Source organism: Psychrobacter piscatorii (genome assembly GCF_904846415.1).
GTDB lineage: Bacteria > Pseudomonadota > Gammaproteobacteria > Pseudomonadales > Moraxellaceae > Psychrobacter > Psychrobacter piscatorii.
On sequence record NZ_CAJHAR010000018.1, the window covers coordinates 24,471 to 43,122 of the forward strand.

Sequence of the window (18,652 nt, forward strand, 5' to 3'; positions counted from 1 at the left end):
TAATGATAGCGTTTATATCTGCATGGCCTGAGGTTTAACCATCTCAGCAATCGATAAATAAGCATTTGTCATTACTCCTATAAGTCGCTACACTTTGTAGTAAGTCTAAACAACAGTAGATGATTCATAGATGTTGTGAATCAACATGGTATCGTGAAATTCTGTGGTTTTGATGCTTCTTTCATGCCAGTAAAAAACGATAAATAGGACAGAACATGCGCCAATGGATTGCATTAAGCTTACTGTGTATGAGCGCGCTGTTGCTGCCTGTATCAGCATCCGCAGCTTGTCAGTCACCGATCAAGTTTGGCGCACTGACGTGGGAGAGCGGACAGTTTACCTCTGGGGTGCTTAAGTATATTGCTGAAGAAGGTTATGGCTGTACGGTAGAAGAAGTACCAGGAGCAGGGCCTGCGCTTGAGACCGCATTGTCTCAAAACGATATTCAGATCATCGGTGAGCAGTGGATTGGACGCTCACCAATCATGGAAGATGCCATCGAGCAGAACAAAGTGGCCGTCATTGGCGATACGCTCAAAGGCGGTGCGACCCAAGGCTGGTATGTCCCAAAATACGTGTTGGAAGAAAACCCAGGGCTACGTCGTTATCAAGACCTGCCAAAATATGCTCAGCTATTCAAAGACACTGAAGATCCGAGCAAATCTCGCTTTATGAATTGTCCCTCTGGCTGGACCTGTGAGATTTTTAATACGCGTCTGCTAAAAAATACAGGGCTTGGTAGTATCTTTAACAATGCTCACCCCGGTACGGGCGCTGCGCTCGATGCCGAAATCGCCTCTGCTTTTGAGCAGCACAAGCCGCTATTGTTTTATTACTGGCAGCCTACGGGCCTAATGGCAAAGTATGACTTTGCTGCTTTGGAGTTTCCCCCTCATAAAGATGCCTGCTGGCAAGACCTATTACTCGCTGACGGTACATCTGATTGTGTATCTGGTTTTCCAGTATCGCCTCTCGGTATTGCCGTATCTACCCCATTTATCGAATCCAACCCTGAGCTAGCAGAGGTCTTCAAAAAGGTACAGTTTACGCCTGATGAGCTGAACGGCGCTATCTTGGAAATGAGTGAGAGTAAGCGTAGTGGCGATGAGCAGGCGTTGGCGTTTTTGCGTGATAACCCAAATGTTTGGAAAGAATGGTTGTCTGAAGACGCTGCCACTAATCTTGCGACTAAGCTAGGCATTAGCTTAAACGGTGCTGTTATCAGTGCTGATCCAGCTACCTATAATAGTGATCAGTCAGCACTCTCATCCAGCTTCCCTTCGTGGTCGCTTGAGACTCCGCTCAACAATGCCTTATCAAGCGTCGTCCAAAACTATGGAGACGTATTTCGCACTATTAGCACGGTGACACTTACTTACTTGCTGTTACCCATTGAGCGATTATTAACGGTTATTCCGCCTTGGCTCATTATCGCGCTTGTGACGGTGCTTGCTTGGTTTGGTGTACGCAAGATTTGGTTCGCGCTGGCATGCGGTGCAGGGCTGTTTTTGATTGGTGCTTTTGGGTTATGGGGCGCGCTGATTGATACCTTGGCGTTACTCATCGTATCCGTACTGGTCACGGTGGTGATCGGTATTCCTATCGGTATTGCTATGTCGGGTAGCAAGCTGCTGCGAAAAATTGTGACGCCAGTCCTCGATGTGATGCAGACGATGCCAAGCTTTGTGTATCTCATCCCCGTGCTGATGCTGTTTGGTATTGGTAAAGTGCCTGCACTCTTTGCAACGGTTATCTATGCGCTGCCACCACTGATTCGCCTGACGACGTTGGGTATCACGCAAGTCAATCACGAAATGGTCGAAGCAGGACGCTCTTTTGGTAGTACGCATTTACAGCTACTTATTTGGATTAAATTACCACAAGCACTGCCTAGTATCATGGCAGGTATTAACCAAGCGGTGATGATGTCGCTTGCCATGGTGGTACTGGCGTCGATGATTGGTGCCCCGGGCCTTGGTGAAGATGTATTGCAATCTATCCAAACGCTCAATATCGGGCAAGGCTTACAAGCAGGTACGGCTATCGTTATCGTTGCCATTATAATTGACCGCATCACTCAAGCCTTTGGTCAAGGGAAGCGCGCTCGTCAAAAAACAATCAAAGCAGGCAGGCGTCCGATTGGGTAATAATGCGTCTAGTAGTCAATGAATAAAGCCAGCGTAAAAAATCAAGCAAATAGCGAGAGTCACGATGAATCATATCCAGCTAAAAAATATCAGTAAAATCTATAATGCCAATAGCACGCAAGCCCAGTCTGCATTGACGTTACTGGCTGAGGGTATGGATAGTATTGCAGTCAAAGAACAAACCGGCTACTCGGTTGGACTTTACGATATCAACTTGAATATCAAGGCAGGCGAGCTACATTGCATCATGGGGCTATCAGGCTCTGGCAAGTCGACCTTGATACGTCATCTCAATCGCTTGATTGATCCAACCAGCGGTGAGATATGGGTTAATACAACGGTCAATACCAAAACGCACGCCAAGGATAATCCGCAGGCAAACACTGCGCCAGTAGACAAACGCTCATCTAACGCTATCAATATTTTAGAACTCAATGATAAACAGTTGCAGCACTACCGCCAGCAAACAGTCAGCATGGTTTTCCAGCATTTCGGCTTAGTTCCGCACATGACTGTGATTCAAAATGTCGCTTATGGTCTGCGTGTCCGAAAAATGAGTGTGAGCGAGCGTCATGAGGTCGCGCGTCACTGGCTCAATGAAGTGGGCCTTAACAATTTAGAGCACAGCTACCCTGATGAGTTATCAGGCGGGATGCAGCAGCGTGTTGGGCTGGCTCGAGCCTTAGCAACGGACAATCCTATCTTACTAATGGATGAGGCGTTCTCTGCGCTTGATCCCCTCATTCGTGCCCAGTTGCAGGATCAACTGCTTGCATTGCAAGATCGACTCAATAAAACCATTGTTTTTATCACCCATGATATTGATGAGGCAGTCAAAGTCGGTCAGCGCATCAGTATTCTAAATGGTGGACGCTTAATACAGACAGGAACGCCAAGCGACTTAAGGCACAATCCTGCCGATGACTATGTTGAGCAATTTATGAGTGCAAAGGCTTGATATGCACTGATTATTGTATTGAAACGCCCTCTATATCAGGACTCTTACTATCCTGTTAAATAAGTGTAGCTATCGATAGCTTACTATTGAAGTAGGCTCCAATAGCGTTGTATACTATTAAGACAAACTAATGCGTCTCAACAGTCCGAATCACTGTCTCTCCACCATTTTTCAAAGTCTTATCTCTTTAACTTGAGTTGCCTCATAATAGGATTTTGAGCTATTTACACGCTCATAGTTGCCAAAACTCGCACCATCCGTAACAAGGACACGTCATGTCATATAAAAACAATCAAAAAAATAGTAATCATGAAGAAACTAAGAAACCTCGCTCATCAAGCTGGCTAAAAAACGTTAGCGCCTTTAGCATGACGACAGTGCTAAGTGCAGGCATATTGGTGGCTTGTGGCCAGATGAGTAATGCAGAAAGCAGCGCAAGCAGTAGTACCAAATCAGGTAGTCAAAATACTGGCGTCACCAGCTCGCGTGACATGTTGCCCTCCGATATGCTCAAACAAATGCAAGCATTGCCGCAGCTAACAAAGGGCTTAGGCGACACAGGTGCGGCAGTGATTGATCCTAATAAGCCGACCTTGGTAAAATTCTGGGCAAGCTGGTGCCCGTTATGTTTGGGTACATTAGAGGAGACTGAGACGTGGCGCACTGATCCTAAGTTTTCAGGCTTAAACGTGGTGACAGTCGCAAGCCCCGGTCATCTCAATGAAAAAGCTGATGGTGAATTTAGTACTTGGTATGCGGGCGTACAAGCTGACTACCCAAACTTGCCTGTCTTGACTGATCCTTCAGGTGAACTTATCAATAAGCTTGGCGTGCAAGTTTATCCGAGCTGGGCTATCCTCGATAAAAATGGCAATCTGGTACACTTGGTAAAAGGTAATATATCAGCAGAGCAGGCTTACGCACTTGCCGAAAATGCAGATAATGGCTTCGCTGAGCTCAAAGCAGGTAACGCTAAACCTGCCAATGCACAAGCATCAGACAACAATAAAATCGAATCTATCAAGCAAAAAGATGGCGTGTATTACAATGAGACAGGCAAACCAATCAACACCCGCTCAATCTACCTTGCAGGGGGCTGTTTTTGGGGTGTTGAAGCTTATATGGAGCGTGTCGACGGCGTTGTTGATGCCGTATCAGGTTACGCCAATGGCGATACAGCCAACCCAAGCTATGAGCAAGTCATTCGTGGTTCAGGGCATGCAGAAACCGTAAAAGTTACCTATGATGCCGACAAAACAGACCTCGATACCATCTTAAAATACTATTTCCGAGTGGTTGATCCAACGAGCTTAAATAAACAAGGCAATGATCGGGGCGTCCAGTATCGCTCAGGTGTGTATTACACCGACAAAGAAGATAAAGCCGTGATTGATGCTGCGCTCAAGCGTGTACAAAGCAAATACGAGCAAAAAGTCGTGGTCGAAAATGAGCCTTTAGATAATTTCTATTTGGCTGAGATGTACCATCAAGATTATCTAGCAAAAAATCCAAACGGCTATTGTCATATTGATTTAAGTCTTGCTGATGATAAGCCTGAAGAGACAACTCGTACTAAGCTTGCGCCAGTGACCCTTGCACCCGTTAATACCGTGGCTGAGACGTTAGACCCCAAGCGCTATGCTAAATTTGATAAAAATGCGCTAAAGAATACATTGACCAAAGCGCAGTACAATATCACGCAAGAGGCTGGGACGGAGCGCGCCTTTAGTCATGAATATGATGATTTATTTGCGCCTGGTATTTATGTTGACGTGGTCAGTGGTGAGCCGTTGTTTTTGTCGACGGACAAATACCAGTCAGGATGCGGCTGGCCCAGCTTTACTAAGCCTATTGATATGCAAGTGATTACCCAGCATCAGGATAATGCCTTTAATATGGTACGTACTGAAGTTCGTTCCCGCGTGGCTGACTCGCATTTGGGCCATGTCTTTCCTGATGGTCCAAAAGACCGTGGTGGTCTGCGTTATTGTATCAATGGCGGGGCGCTACAATTCATCCCAGTTAGTGTGATGCCGCAATCAGGCTATGCACCACTAGTAAAACTGGTGAAATCATAGTCGTTTTATTGCTACCTTTGAATAAATAAAAAAGACGCCAAGTTCAATCTTAGCGTCTTTTTTGTGCCATGTACTGTTAGATATTTGATTATCATTTTCGCTAGTTGTACGAATTTTGCTGCAATCTGACGCGAATTCTGAAATAAACCCCAAACTTCGCTATACTTGATGGTTTATTGGTGATGCACACTCTATGAGTGTCTATTATTTATTATCCAGATATCATTTATTATTCAGACATAAGGTCGCTTGGTCGTTTCGGTGACACTTGTTTCTCATTTCTGCACTTTTAAGGCCATAGCATGACTGCTACCTATTCACCCATTATTACCTCACTGCTCGATAATGATTTGTACAAATTTACGATGTTACAAGCCATGCTGCATCAGTTTCCACAGACACATGGCGTATATCGTTTTCGCTGCCGCAATAATAAAGAGTCGGCTTATCCACTGGCCGATATTCAAAAAGATTTAGAGCAGCAACTAGATAGCCTGTGTGAGCTGCGTTTTTTGCCGGATGAGCTGGACTACCTTCGTAGTTTGCGCTTTATGCGCTCAGACTTTGTCGATTATCTTGAGTTATTCAAGTTAAAACGCCGGTTTATTACAGTCAGTACCGATGATAAAGGTCGCCTGTCTATCGACATCGAAGGACCGATGATTCAGGCAATGTTCTTTGAAGTATTTGTACTGGCTATCGTCAATGAGCTTTATTTTAATGCGTTATCGAATGATAGTGTGATTGAAGAAGGGCAACGTCGCCTTGATGAAAAAGTAGCGCTGTTGCATCAATATGCCCTAGAGCAGGCAAAGTATGGGCGTGATATACCGCCGTTTATCGTCGCTGATTTTGGGACGCGTCGACGCTTTAGTAAACGCTGGCAAGCGCATGTGGTTGAGACACTACACAAAGCTGAGCCAAAAATCGTGGGCGGTACATCCAATGTATATCTGGCAAAACAGCTAGGAATGACACCGATAGGCACGATGGCACATGAGTTTATGCAAGCATTTCAGGCATTAGATGTGCGTTTGCGTGATTCACAAAAGGCCGCGCTTGAAGCATGGGTGCATGAGTACCGGGGCGATCTGGGCATTGCATTGACAGACGTGGTCGGCATGGATGCGTTCTTGCGCGACTTTGATTTGTATTTTGCCAAGCTCTTTGATGGGTTACGTCACGATAGTGGCGACCCTTACATCTGGGGAGATAAGGCAGTGGCACATTATGAAAAGCTAAAGATAGATCCAAAGACAAAGATTTTGACTTTCAGCGATGGGCTGGATTTAGAAAAAGCGTGGGAGCTGCATCAATACTTCAAAGATCGTATTAGAACCAGCTTTGGCATTGGCACCAATTTGACTAATGATATGGGCATCACACCGATTAATATCGTGCTCAAATTAGTCGAATGCAATGGTCAGCCAGTGGCCAAGCTGTCTGATAGCCCAGGCAAGACCATGATTAATAATGACACGTATCTTGCCTATCTACGCCAAGTCTTTGAAGTTGATGAGCCTGAATAATCTAATTGTCCGTGCTGCTAGTAGATTTTTCTTCGGCGAAGGCTGCATCCAATGCTTGCTGTACCGCATTGATACGGGTTTCGCAAACGTGATAAGCCGCAATAGATTCTTCAACCGTAGTCATTAGGTTATCAATATCAGGCTCGTCTTGTTGCTGCAGTTCAGTCGCATTGGTTTTTAAAATGTCGTAAGCCGCCTTAAAGGTTTTTGGGGCGGCTTTTTTGCGTCTGCGAGTAGGGGTGGTCATAAAGTTTCCTAATGTTTAAAGGTAAGTAGATAAGTAGTTGTTAGATATTATTATATGATTGAATGGGCATGTCTGAGATTTCAGTCGCTTTCTTATCCATATTGATATCGATAATCTGCGCTTTTGCGTTGCCATCTTTTAAAATGATATTGACAGTTTGCTCAGGAGACAGTTGGGTGCTGCTCGTGAGCGTTTGGTTGTTTTTGGCATCCGTGAGCATGGCATAGCCTTGTTTGAGCACGCGAGACGGGCGATGTAATAGCACAATATCACGTAGATGTTCGCTATCGCGCTGTGCTTGCACAATTTGCTGCTGCGCGTTTTGCATGATTGACTCTTGATGACTTCTGCTATTAGTCGCGGCTTTCGTCAGTTGTTGACGTGCCAAGGTTTGCGTTTGCGTATATCGCTCAGCTGTTAGTCTGACTGCTTGCTTTACTTGGCGCTGTGCGCTTTGTTGAATGCTGCGCCACGCATAGTCACTGTCTTTTCGTAGAGCGGTGAGTTGTCCGATAGTCTGTGACTGTATTTGGCTTAACTGGCGTGCGGTTTGTTGCTCAGCAGTATTCAATTGGCGCTGAGCAGCTTGCTTGATTTGCGCCTGATAGTGCAGCGTTTGAGTGACGAGCTGGGCTAAATGGCTATGGATAGCAGCAATCACTTTTGAGGGCGTATCAAAGCTGGTATGCGCCACTTCATCTAAGATGACTTTGTCACGCTCATGACCGATACCAACCCAGACAGGCACAGGCTGCTCAGCAACCAACGCTGCCAGCTCATAATCATTGAGATAAGCCAAATCACCAACCGCACCGCCGCCGCGAATAATGACCAATAAATCAGGCAAACGCTGATAAGTGTCATAAAACTGCTGCTGAGCATTAACGATGGCTTGGCGTATCTCCGCAGGCGCATGATTGCCTTGAAAAGTCGCATTATGATAGTGGAAGTGACACGCACCTGTACCGGCTAAGCGATCCGCATCTGCTTGAAAATCGCCCAATCCGGCGGCCTTTTCAGGAGCAATAACCAGCACATGTTCGATATCAAAAGGAGCGGGTAGCTGCTGATTAAGGTGTAATAGCCCTTCGCCTGTTAAACGATCGACCATTTCTGCATATTGCCGTGCCAAGTCGCCTAGCGTATAGCTGGGGTCGATATCCTCAACTGTGATTGAAAAGCCATACTGGGCATGGAATCCTGCCGATACTTTGAGGAGTACGGTCAAGTCACGCTCAAGCGGCATACCAGTCGCGCGTTCAAACTTGGCTAATACACGAGCCGCTTTAAAGCGCCATAGATTGCCGCGGCAACTGGCGACCACTTTGCCATCATCGTCTTTTTCTGCCAATTCAAAATAATAGTGACCACCCTTGCTAGATAGGTTACGGATTTCTGCTTTTACCCAGACCCGGTGGTCAAAGGTCTGTTTGATGACCATTTCAACCGCGGATAAATAGTCACTAAGGCGTAAAACGGTATCTTCTAGCTCGTCTTCTTGCTCAGCGAGTTCGGCCTCTAGAGTGGCCAAATCTTTGGCAGGTTCGAGTACTTTGGCCTGTTTGATGTTTGAAAGATTGGGTTTGCGCATGATATAAGACCAAGGATAATGAAAACATAAAGACTAATGAGGATGTGCTGAATACGATAGCGGATAGTTTAACCCAAAAGGGCGCACACAAAAAGCAAAGCCAACAAGCTTTGATTGATATATTATCCATATCGCAGCTTGTTGGCTATTTCATAAATCACAGTATGTCAGGTGATGCTAGAGAAACGCAAATGGCGTCGCTCATTTAGAGAGTTGCTGATAGAGAGTTACTGGCAACGAAAATTGATCTTGTACTCATAATCATCATTGCGTGACAAATCTGGTGTGCCTGTACCAAAGATTGAGCCGACCACGGAACCCACTTGTCCAACCATACGGCCAGTACGTTCATTTAAGATGCCATTATATTTGACATTGTCATCAACGATAATGACTTGTTTGCTTCGACAGGTTTTTTGCGCACTATCGATCGCATTTTGCTGTGCTTTGACTTTGGTATCAGCAATGCCAGTGGTTTCATAAATAGAGTTAGCGCGCTGGATCACTGGTGATGATGGCGTGCTTTGACAAGCGCTTAAAACGAGCGCACCGGCCAATATTGCACTTAAACTGGCAGTTTTATTAAAGGTATTCATAAATAATTCCTAATGTATATAAACAGAACGTCTTAGCGATAGGCAAAGCTTCATGAATGTAACGTATCTAGATATTACCTGTCTAGACGCTTATTGTGTGCGGTATTACAGCAGTATTGCCTACCCAATCTATGACAAACAAAGCTTGCTTAAATCAATAATATACTCAACTGCTACGAGTCAATTTTGGCCTAAAATAAAACAAGTCGCACCCGTACACAGCAAATCACTTGAAATAAAAATCATATCTAGGATAATTGAGCCATTCATTTTTTATTAATAAGTAATACTATGCAATTGATTCCTGCTCCTGCTGGTGTGCTCGAGGTCGACGCACTATGGCAAAATGACAATCCTAATGACCCAAATACAGATACCGTCGCGCTGCTATGCCATCCCAATCCGTTGTTCGATGGGACAATGAACAATAAAGTGGTCACGACTATGTACCGCTTTGCCCGTGACAATGGCATGCATGTGGTACGTTTTAACTTCCGCGGCGTTGGTCAATCGACAGGCGAGCATGATTATGCGGAAGGTGAAGTGGTCGATGCAATGACCGTGCTACAATGGATTGCTGAACAAACCAATGCCCGAAAGCTATGGCTTGGCGGTTTTTCTTTTGGTGGTTATGTCACGGCCCGCGTGGCTGAGCAAGTACTTGAAGCCGCGCATATATGGGGGTTGGATGATTTTGATGTGTCGAAAATCGCACTTATCGCACCATCAGTCGAAAAAAACGACAGTACTGATATTAGTTTGCCTGCGGATAGAACTTTTGAGATTTATGGTAATGCGGATGAAGTAATCGCGCCTGAAAATATGCAGGCATTTGCAGATCGCTTAGGAATTGTAGTAAGCGTCGTCGATGGTGCTGGTCACTTTTTTCATGGTCGCTTATCAGAACTTAAAAAGTTATTAGAAACGCATAGCAATGCATAGTTTTGACCCTAATCGCTAATGCATGTTTTAGGCTCGCACTTAGCCACCCCAATATTTTGATATTTATTTAATCCAACGATGAGTCGTATTATGAGTTTATCTCCATTGCAACGTTACGAGAAAGCCGTCAGTACAGATGAGTTTACTCGGGATGAGCAGCAGTTTCAGGCCATGAGTTATCTTGATGAGATCTACCATCAGCTCATCAATAGCGCACCGCAAAAGAAAGGGTTCTTTGGATTTTTGAAATCCAAGCCTGTCGCGCCAACTGGATTATATATGTGGGGCGGTGTCGGTCGCGGCAAGACGTGGATGATGGATATGTTTTACGATTCATTGACCATTGAACGCAAAATGCGCCTACATTTTCATCATTTTATGCAGCGTGTTCATCAAGAATTGAATAAACTCCAAGGCGAAAGTGATCCACTCGAAAAAGTTGCCGATATTATTTATAAAGAAGCGGTCATTATTTGCTTTGATGAATTTTTTGTGTCTAACGTCTCTGATGCCATGATTTTGGGTGATTTGTTTACGATGCTGTTTAATCGCGGTATTACCTTGGTCGCTACGTCAAACATTGAGCCATCTGGTTTGTACAAAGATGGTTTGCACCGTGACCGTTTTCTACCAGCCATTGCAGAGGTTGAGAGCCATACGACAGTGATGAATATCGACTCCGGTATTGATTATCGTCTGCGCGTGCTTCAGCAAGCAGAGTTATATGAATCACCAATGACTAAAGCCAACCATCACTGGTTAGCTAACCGCTTTGCCAGCTTGTCTAATAATCAAAAAATTAGCAACGAGCCAATTACTATCAATGGCCGCGAAGTCAAAGTCAACGCGCGTACCGAAGATATCTTGTTTTGCGATTTTCGACATTTATGCATGGCGCCGCGCTCGGCATCTGATTTTATTGAGCTTGCAAAACAATTCAGCACGGTATTAGTTGATTCAGTACCCGCTTTAGATGATGATTTGCGTGATCCAACGCGCCGTTTTATTTATCTGGTTGATGAGTTTTATGATCGCCGTGTAAAACTGTTGGTACGCGCAGAGCAATCGATTTTGGACTTGTATCAAGGGGAAAAGCTAGCGTTTGAGATTGAGCGTACCCGCTCGCGCTTGCTTGAGATGCAGTCAGAAGACTATCTACGCATGGATCACCGTGTCGAAGATGCTGCATAGTTGATGTTTTTTAAAACGGTATTGCTAGAGCTCAAATGTTTTTTAGCATTCGGTGCTTAGTATTTTCAATGACAAGTATCAAATTTAAAAGTAGTTCGTAAAAAGAAAGAAATAATAATAAATAAGGACAGACAATGACTACAATAGATGAAAATAACCAAGCGTCACAGGACAATAAACTGCCTGTTCAGAATGTAGCCGCAAATGATGTCTCAGCTAGCAGTGAAGAGCTGATTGGTTGGATTAATTCAAGACGCAGCATGGGTAATTTGGATACACCAGCCCCAACGCGGGATCAAATTGAGTCTGCTATTGAGTGTGCAGCGACAGCGCCCGATCATAAAAAACTGCGTCCATGGCGCTTTATTGTGACCCAAGGGGAGGCACGTCACGAGCTAGGTAACGCGTTGGTAGCCGCAGTAAAAGAAAAAGCGCTCAAAGATGGCGAAGAGCTGTCTGAGAAAACCATCAAAAAAACCCATACTATGCCGCTTCGAGCGCCTGTTATCATAACGGTCGTGACGCAAATGCAAGAGCATAAAAAAGTCCCACCCTTTGAGCAAATGCTAAGTGCCGGTGCTGCTGTGCAAAATTTGATACTGGCACTCAAAGCTCAGGGATTTAGTACAGTTTGGCGTACTGGGCTGTTATGTAACGAGCCTGCGGTAAAAGCTTATTTTGATGTGGGTCCAGATGATTATGTGACTGCTTTTGTTTATACTGGCACTAGTCCAAAAGATGAATCCAAACGCAAACCTATTGATATCGAACCGTTAGTACGCTTCGAGTCATAATTTGACTCGGTGTTGTCTCTTGGTAAAATTATTACCTCAAAAAGACCGTGAGCCCGAGTATCGGAAATATCTGGGAACAGTAGCTCCTATTGAGAATAAGTCAGTCAACATGGATAAAAGAACATGACAAGTCCTAACGATAGCAATAAAGATAACAACAGCGCTAACAATGAGGCGGGCAACAATACGTCTGAAAAACAAAACGGCATGTTGGCAGGTATCTTAGAGCGTGCAAGTAAGTCAGGCATCGGTCGTAAAAAATCAACACCTAACCCGGTTGAGTCGGCAGTCGCAAAAGATATGGCAGAGATTCACAGCAATCCTACCAAGCTGCGTTTGGCGTTTTTAGGTGGTGGTAGCTTTGGTACGGCAATGGCAAATTTGGCTGCGCGTAATGGCTGCGATGCTACGCTGTGGGTACGTAATAAACGTACTGTAAAAGCGATGGCAAAAACTCAAACTAATAAAAAATATCTGCCTGGCTACAAGCTTGATGACCGTTTGAAATACAGTCATGATCTGGCGGCTACCGTCAAAGACAAAGATATTATTTTTATCGCCGTGCCGGGATTGGCTTTTCGCGAAACGGTAAAAAACATTGCGCCTTTGATCAGTGGGCAGTCTATCGTATCGCTGACCAAAGGGATGGAGAAAGATACCTTTGCCATGATGAGCGACATTATTAAAGAAGTGTTGCCTGAAGTGAATTTCGGTGTCATGTCAGGGCCAAACCTTGCCATAGAAATCATGAAAAACATGCCGTCTGCCACGGTGATTGCAAGTGAGTCTGAGCCATTGCGTCATGCGGTCCAAGCGGCCTTACACAGTGCCTTCTTTAGAGTGTTCGCGAGTGATGATGTACGCGGTGTCGAGCTTGGCGGCGCGCTCAAAAACATCTATGCCATCGCCATGGGTATGGCAGCTGCTTATGAAGTGGGTGAAAATACCAAAGCAATGATTCTTACTCGTGCCTTAGCAGAGATGAGTCGTTTCGGTGTCGAAGAAGGGGCCAATCCGCTGACCTTTTTAGGTTTGTCAGGAGTAGGTGATCTATATGCCACTTGTAGCTCAGAGCTAAGCCGCAACTATCGTATTGGTAATATGCTAGGTCGCGGCATGAGTATTGATGCCGCAGTCAAAAAACTGGGTCAAACTGCTGAAGGAGTCAACACCATTCAGCAAGTCCACGAAAAAGCCACCAAAGCGGGCATCTATATGCCTATCACCCATGCGCTCTATGCAGTCATTTATGAAGATAAAGCAGCGCTAGGCGTGGCACTACATTTGATGGAAGCTGGGTTCCGTAGTGATGTTGAGTTTGTGATGGCGCATGACCATAGCAATGCTGCGCTTACCGCTCATATGAAAAACTCAAGTAACAGCGCTAAAGACAATACCAAAGCCGATGCCAAAAGTAAAAATAGCGATGCTGATAAGTAAGATGTTCTATTAAAAGGTACTGTTGAGAGACAGTGCTAACTCCGCGCACCAAGGAAGGTTATGAAAATTATATTAGTACGTCATGGTCAAGCCGAAGATGAGACGCGTCCAGATAGTGCGCGTCAGCTAACTGACTTTGGTCAACAGCAAGCGGCACAGACGGCAGAGTATGTGACCACACACTATCATCCAGATCGTTTTATCGTCAGTCCTTATGATAGGGCGCAGCAGACACTGGCTGCATTCCAGTCGCGAATGCCAAAAGTACCTTCAACAGTGCAGGACAATATCACGCCCTCTGATGATGCCCGTCAGGCTTTAATGGATATTTCGAATATCGATGCAGAATGTCTGGTTGTTGTTTGTCATATGTCAATCGTCGCTTATATCGCAGGCTTGTTGACCGGTGATTATCCTGAGTCATTTTCTTTGGCAGAAGCCAGAGTGTTTGAAATGGATTTTGTCATGACTGGGATGGCCACTGAAGTGGATCGTTTTGTACCTGATCAACCATACTAGGCTAGCCATTTCTTAGATAGGATGAATTCAGAATGAGGCAATCATGCCAATTAAGCGACTGGCTCAGCAGATAAAATGACTCAATCCTTTTTGAATAGTAGCACTGCTTCATCACAGTACTTTTATAACCGCAGCAATAATCGAGGACACGTTTAGTGTTACATGTTTGGTTACGAGCGCAGCATAGCCCGCTAGCTGTTTGGCACGAAGATGTACAGCAATGGCAGACGGTTGACGGTTGGCAACAGCTACAAACTATCTATGGTCATCATAAATCCAATGGCCAAAAGGCAATTTGTTTATATTTCCCCTCAAGTCATGTATTGCAAGTAGACACAGCGCTTAATACTGCTCAGCTCAAGCAGCTGGGTAATAGTGGTAAGCAGTATTTGTTTGAAGAAACCTCCCTAACACCAGTTGAACAATTGGTTATTCGCCAGTTGAGCCATGCTGATACGACGCAGCTATACGCATTGGCACAAAATGATATTGAGGCATGGCAGCAAAGTGCTCAGCTCGTGGGTATGAATATAGTGGCACTACTGCCAGATTTCTTGTTACTGCCACCGCCAGAAGAAGGCGCAGGTCAGCAAGTGACATTGTATCAAGACGAGCATACTCTGTTATTGCGCCAATCATTGCGCCAAGGCATGGCTGTCAGCTATTTACCGTTGATTTTTGAGCGCTTTCCGCACTTAAGCGAAGTGATGTTGCTGAATTCTATTGAAACCAATAGCCTTGCTATCAGTGATTTAGCCGCTAATGAAATGGATAGTATGGGTATCAATAATATCCCAGCAACATCAGCGACAACCAGTTCTATGGCGCAAACGAAAGCGCTGATCGCCGATCACCAGCTGTTATTAACGAGCTTGCCCACGGCACCAGCGCCCATTGACAACCCAGAACGTCATGCGCTGAACTTCTTTATCAAATCAACCGACTCACAGTTATCACCGTATTTACGGGTAGCAATGATGGTTGCGTTATCGGCTTTAGTACTACAGATGGCAACCGATGGGGTGCAGTGGTACAAGTATAATGAGGCAACAGCTGCCACCAAGACTGAAATAGCTGCGCAATATCAATCTTGGTTCGCTGATGAGCCGCTCAGTACTCGAACCAAGCTCCAAGTGCAATTACAACCAAAACTGCTTAGTGACAGCCAAGCACCGGCATCACACATGGCAGCGCTGTCAAAGATATCACCCTTAATCAAACAATCTTCATTGCGTGCACAGACACTTGTGATGCAACCATCCGCACTTAGTTTTACGCTCATTGCTCCTGATCGTGGCAGTTTGGATCAGTTCACGAGCACGCTAGTAGCGCAAGGTTTGAATGCCAAGCTTGCGCAAGTGAGTAGTAATGATCAAGGTCAATTTAGTGCCCAGGTCACTGTGGATGTGGTGGAAAACAGCGATACGGCGAACACTCCAGCAGCATCATAATTCATCAGAGTATTGGTAAGAAAAGGTCAAAACATGAAACGATTACAGCGCCGTACCAAACGCAGTGCAGCTGTCTCTGCAACCAATACCGAAACGCACGCATTCTCAGAGCGTATGAGCAGTTACCAAAATGTGCTATCAACGCGCTGGCAAGCGCTACCTCAACGTGATCAATTAGCGTTAGCCATCTTGTCCGTATTTTTGCTGTTGTTTATCGGCGGTTATGGCGGTTATAGCATTCATCAAGCGGCAAAAGAGAGTAAAAATGATTATCAGGAACAAGTGGCTGATTATTTTTGGTTGCGGGCGCAAGCAGGTAATATCGATAGTAATGCATTAAGTACTGGCAATAACGCTAATGGAGAGGCTGACATGCCGCCTGCCAATCGCATTAGTGCGCTGCTAAATACCACAGGAATTACAGATGCTCAGGTCGTTGCGGCTGGTGATTCGGTGCAGTTAAGCTTTATCCACCCCAGTCAAGCTGTCGTGAGTACCGCTCTTGGCAAGTTAGAGCAGCAAGGTTGGCAGTTCACGCAGTTGTCTATGCAGCAAGACCTAACGAATAAATCTATCCAAGTGCAAGCCACTGTCACTTTATAACTTGATACTGTTTAGTAGCAGGTATGGGCTTAATAGTAGAATATAAGTAACAGAACATGATATGTTCCAATTCAATTTATCGGTAACTTGCTTTTCAAATGGTATTTTGAGTTAGATGTCATTGAAAAGCTTTTTATCTGTCACCATTAAACATTTATTAGCCACTGCTAACGATAGATATTTAGCATACAGCACTTTCTTAATAACGATACTGATGAGCATAGTTTTCAGCAGACAAGATTACTGACCAGCAAGGACAACGCAAACCAATGAGTGACAGTATGAGCAACGATAAGCGCCGTTCTTTAACCATTTATAATCACATCACTTATTTCTTATACGTGATTAGCTATTTTACCGCTGGTCTGCTGTGGATCGTGCCGATTGTGATGAATTATGCCAAGCGCCACGATGCTGATGGCACATGGTTATCCACGCATTTTGATTGGCAAATCAAAACGTTTTGGTACAGTATCGTTTGGTTTATTATTGGTATTGTCATCACTGCTTTTGCTTTAGGTGGTTTTGGCGTGAGTATGCTAGCTGATAGTGGCAATATCGCTATTGGTTCGACGTTACTGGCTGGCTTTGGTTTGTTGATTGTGACATTCACCTTTATCTGGCATTTATATCGAATTATACGTGGTTGGATTGCACTCACTGACGGCCGCCCAGTACCTTAATACGATGCCGTAGTTGTCTTTCGCTGTTGATTCAGCTGAGCTTAAAAGACAGTGAACTATTATTGCTATCTAATAAATGCTGATTGATATGCGCTGACGGCGGGTTAAATGTGGAAATTTACCGTGTGAAACTTTGCTCTTGTTTCTGTTAAGCTGATATAATCGCTCCGCCTGATTTCACTCATATTCTTTATCCACTATTTCTTTCGAGCAGGGTCCGCCATCACTATGTCTTATGCCTTACTTCGTCCTTTTTTGTTTAATATGGATCCCGAACACGCCCATGAGATGACTTTATCTTTATTGGATAAAGCACATAAAGCGCGTGTTTTAGGTTTGGCGTATGGTCAGTCGATGCAGCCTACTGACTGTATGGGATTGCAGTTCTCTAATCCAGTGGGTCTGGCAGCAGGACTGGATAAAAACGGTGACTACATTGACGCGTTGGCTGAGCTGGGTTTTGGTTTTATAGAAGTAGGTACGGTCACGCCAAGGCCGCAAGCAGGCAACGATAAGCCAAGACTGTTTAGAATCAAGCAAGCAGACGCCATCATCAACCGTATGGGCTTTAACAATGAAGGCGTTGATTATCTGATTGATAATGTCAAACGCTGCAAATACAAAGGCAATATCGGTATCAACATTGGTAAAAATGCCGACACGCCAGTAGAGCAAGCCGCTGATGATTATGTCTATTGCTTGGAACGTGTGTATCCGCACGCCTCATATATCACGGTAAATATCTCATCGCCAAACACCAAAAATTTACGTGACTTGCAAAGTGGTGAGGCTTTGACCCAGCTGATGGATACAATTAAAAACCGTCACAGTCAACTAGCCACCGAATATGGTTTTTATGTGCCATTGGTGCTCAAGGTTGCACCTGACCTAGAGCCACTGCAAGTTGACTATATCTCACAGCAGTTATTAGACTTTGAAATTGACGGCTTGATTGCAACCAATACGACACTGAGCCGCGTGGGTGTCGAAGACTTGCGTGATGGCGATCAAATGGGCGGCTTGTCAGGTCGTCCGGTGAGCCACATTAGTACCCAGATTTTACAACAGTTCTCTGATCAGCTAGATGGTAAAGTTGCTTTGATAGGGGTGGGTGGCATCGATAGTGGTGCCAAAGCCGTCAAAAAAATCGAAGCAGGTGCGGACATGGTACAGCTCTATACAGGTCTTATATATAGAGGACCTGGGCTAGTACAGTCTTGTATTCAAGCAATCGGTGGCTATTATGATGCCATGGAAAGCTAGTCAAATGAATGAGATGGTGAGGCGCAAAATATGAGCGGTCTAGATATTGTGATTGCTATTGTTGTCTTGATTGGTTTGTGGCGCGGTTTTCAAGTTGGCCTGATCAAAACAGCTGTTGGCTTAGTAGGCTGGTTTATCGCTCTTATCGCTGCGACCCGGCTCGCAGGATCGGTGTCGCCTCAATTATCTGGTATCGTGCAAAGCCCAGTGCTACAAATGGCCATGGCCTTTTTGCTAGTGGTGATTGTGATATTGGCGATCATGCACTTGGTGGCTTTTGTATTCTCAGGTGTGCTCAAAACCCTACGGTTGAGCGTGGTCGATAAAATGGCAGGCGGGGTGCTTGGTGCTGCCAAAAATGTACTCATGGTATTGGTTGTGTTAAGTGTGAGTGCGCCACTACTAGTACAAATGCCGCAATGGCAAACCTCAGTGTTGGCCCCTGAGCTGATGCCTTATGCGCCTATGGGTAAAGCATTGGTGTCAGATGTGTTGGGCATGGCTTGGGATCAAGTCAATCAGTCGTAATTTTCTATTGTTCTAATTCTTTTTATACTTCTAAACGTTTGCATGTGTCACTGATCATCGAAAACAGATGATTAAAAATTATCATGAAGTTT

General features: G+C 44.9%; 17 protein-coding genes. 14 read left to right on the top strand and 3 right to left on the bottom strand.

What is annotated here, in order from left to right; translation table 11 throughout:
* Positions 1–215: 215 nt before the first annotated feature.
* The 4 genes from JMX83_RS09225 to pncB all read left to right on the top strand — a co-directional run bounded on the left by JMX83_RS09225 (position 216) and on the right by pncB (position 6,712).
* Positions 216–2,147, top strand: a complete 1,932-nt coding sequence (locus tag JMX83_RS09225) for a glycine betaine ABC transporter substrate-binding protein (RefSeq protein ID WP_201600936.1) — start codon at positions 216–218, stop codon at positions 2,145–2,147.
* 64 nt (positions 2,148–2,211) lie between these two features.
* Positions 2,212–3,105 carry an ATP-binding cassette domain-containing protein gene (locus JMX83_RS09230; protein WP_201600937.1) on the top strand — a complete coding sequence of 298 codons (894 nt, stop codon included), beginning with the start codon at positions 2,212–2,214 and terminating at the stop codon, positions 3,103–3,105.
* 275 nt (positions 3,106–3,380) lie between these two features.
* Complete coding sequence (gene msrAB, locus JMX83_RS09235) at positions 3,381–5,183, top strand: bifunctional peptide-methionine (S)-S-oxide reductase MsrA/peptide-methionine (R)-S-oxide reductase MsrB (protein ID WP_201600938.1); 1,803 nt, start codon at positions 3,381–3,383, stop codon at positions 5,181–5,183.
* Positions 5,184–5,485: 302 nt separating this feature from the next.
* Complete coding sequence (pncB, locus tag JMX83_RS09240; RefSeq protein WP_201600939.1) at positions 5,486–6,712, top strand: nicotinate phosphoribosyltransferase; 1,227 nt, start codon at positions 5,486–5,488, stop codon at positions 6,710–6,712.
* 1 nt (position 6,713) lies between these two features.
* On the opposite strand, the gene xseB is transcribed toward pncB, so the two are convergent.
* The 3 genes from xseB to JMX83_RS09255 form a co-directional block, all read right to left on the bottom strand.
* Positions 6,714–6,959, bottom strand: a complete 246-nt coding sequence (gene xseB, locus JMX83_RS09245) for an exodeoxyribonuclease VII small subunit (protein WP_201600941.1) — start codon at positions 6,957–6,959, stop codon at positions 6,714–6,716.
* A gap of 40 nt (positions 6,960–6,999) precedes the next feature.
* Positions 7,000–8,550, bottom strand: coding sequence for an exodeoxyribonuclease VII large subunit (xseA, locus tag JMX83_RS09250; protein ID WP_201600944.1), 1,551 nt, complete (start codon positions 8,548–8,550; stop codon positions 7,000–7,002).
* A gap of 227 nt (positions 8,551–8,777) precedes the next feature.
* Entirely contained in the window at positions 8,778–9,146 is a 369-nt protein-coding gene (locus JMX83_RS09255) for a hypothetical protein (protein WP_201600946.1), read from the bottom strand.
* Between the two features lie 291 nt (positions 9,147–9,437).
* On the opposite strand from JMX83_RS09255, the gene JMX83_RS09260 reads away from it, so the two are divergent.
* From JMX83_RS09260 to JMX83_RS09305, 10 genes are all read left to right on the top strand, one after another.
* A complete protein-coding gene (locus JMX83_RS09260; protein ID WP_201600948.1) occupies positions 9,438–10,088 on the top strand; it encodes an alpha/beta hydrolase in 651 nt (216 codons plus the stop codon).
* Positions 10,089–10,178: 90 nt separating this feature from the next.
* Positions 10,179–11,279 (top strand): cell division protein ZapE, encoded by a 1,101-nt coding sequence (zapE, locus tag JMX83_RS09265; RefSeq protein ID WP_201600950.1) that lies wholly within the window; start codon positions 10,179–10,181, stop codon positions 11,277–11,279.
* Between the two features lie 134 nt (positions 11,280–11,413).
* Positions 11,414–12,073, top strand: a complete 660-nt coding sequence (locus tag JMX83_RS09270) for a nitroreductase family protein (protein ID WP_201600952.1) — start codon at positions 11,414–11,416, stop codon at positions 12,071–12,073.
* Between the two features lie 123 nt (positions 12,074–12,196).
* Positions 12,197–13,513 carry an NAD(P)H-dependent glycerol-3-phosphate dehydrogenase gene (locus JMX83_RS09275; protein WP_201600954.1) on the top strand — a complete coding sequence of 439 codons (1,317 nt, stop codon included), beginning with the start codon at positions 12,197–12,199 and terminating at the stop codon, positions 13,511–13,513.
* A gap of 60 nt (positions 13,514–13,573) precedes the next feature.
* Complete coding sequence (locus JMX83_RS09280) at positions 13,574–14,032, top strand: SixA phosphatase family protein (protein ID WP_201600956.1); 459 nt, start codon at positions 13,574–13,576, stop codon at positions 14,030–14,032.
* A gap of 155 nt (positions 14,033–14,187) precedes the next feature.
* Positions 14,188–15,483 carry a type II secretion system protein GspL gene (gene gspL, locus JMX83_RS09285; RefSeq protein ID WP_201600959.1) on the top strand — a complete coding sequence of 432 codons (1,296 nt, stop codon included), beginning with the start codon at positions 14,188–14,190 and terminating at the stop codon, positions 15,481–15,483.
* A 33-nt stretch (positions 15,484–15,516) separates the two neighbouring features.
* Positions 15,517–16,086, top strand: coding sequence for a type II secretion system protein GspM (gspM, locus tag JMX83_RS09290; protein ID WP_201600968.1), 570 nt, complete (start codon positions 15,517–15,519; stop codon positions 16,084–16,086).
* A gap of 281 nt (positions 16,087–16,367) precedes the next feature.
* The gene (locus JMX83_RS09295) at positions 16,368–16,769 is read left to right on the top strand and encodes a DUF4870 family protein (protein ID WP_071003577.1); all 402 of its coding nucleotides are present in this window, start codon (positions 16,368–16,370) and stop codon (positions 16,767–16,769) included.
* Between the two features lie 228 nt (positions 16,770–16,997).
* Positions 16,998–18,032, top strand: a complete 1,035-nt coding sequence (locus JMX83_RS09300; protein ID WP_201600971.1) for a quinone-dependent dihydroorotate dehydrogenase — start codon at positions 16,998–17,000, stop codon at positions 18,030–18,032.
* Between the two features lie 30 nt (positions 18,033–18,062).
* Complete coding sequence (locus JMX83_RS09305) at positions 18,063–18,560, top strand: CvpA family protein (RefSeq protein WP_201600974.1); 498 nt, start codon at positions 18,063–18,065, stop codon at positions 18,558–18,560.
* Positions 18,561–18,652: the final 92 nt, after the last annotated feature.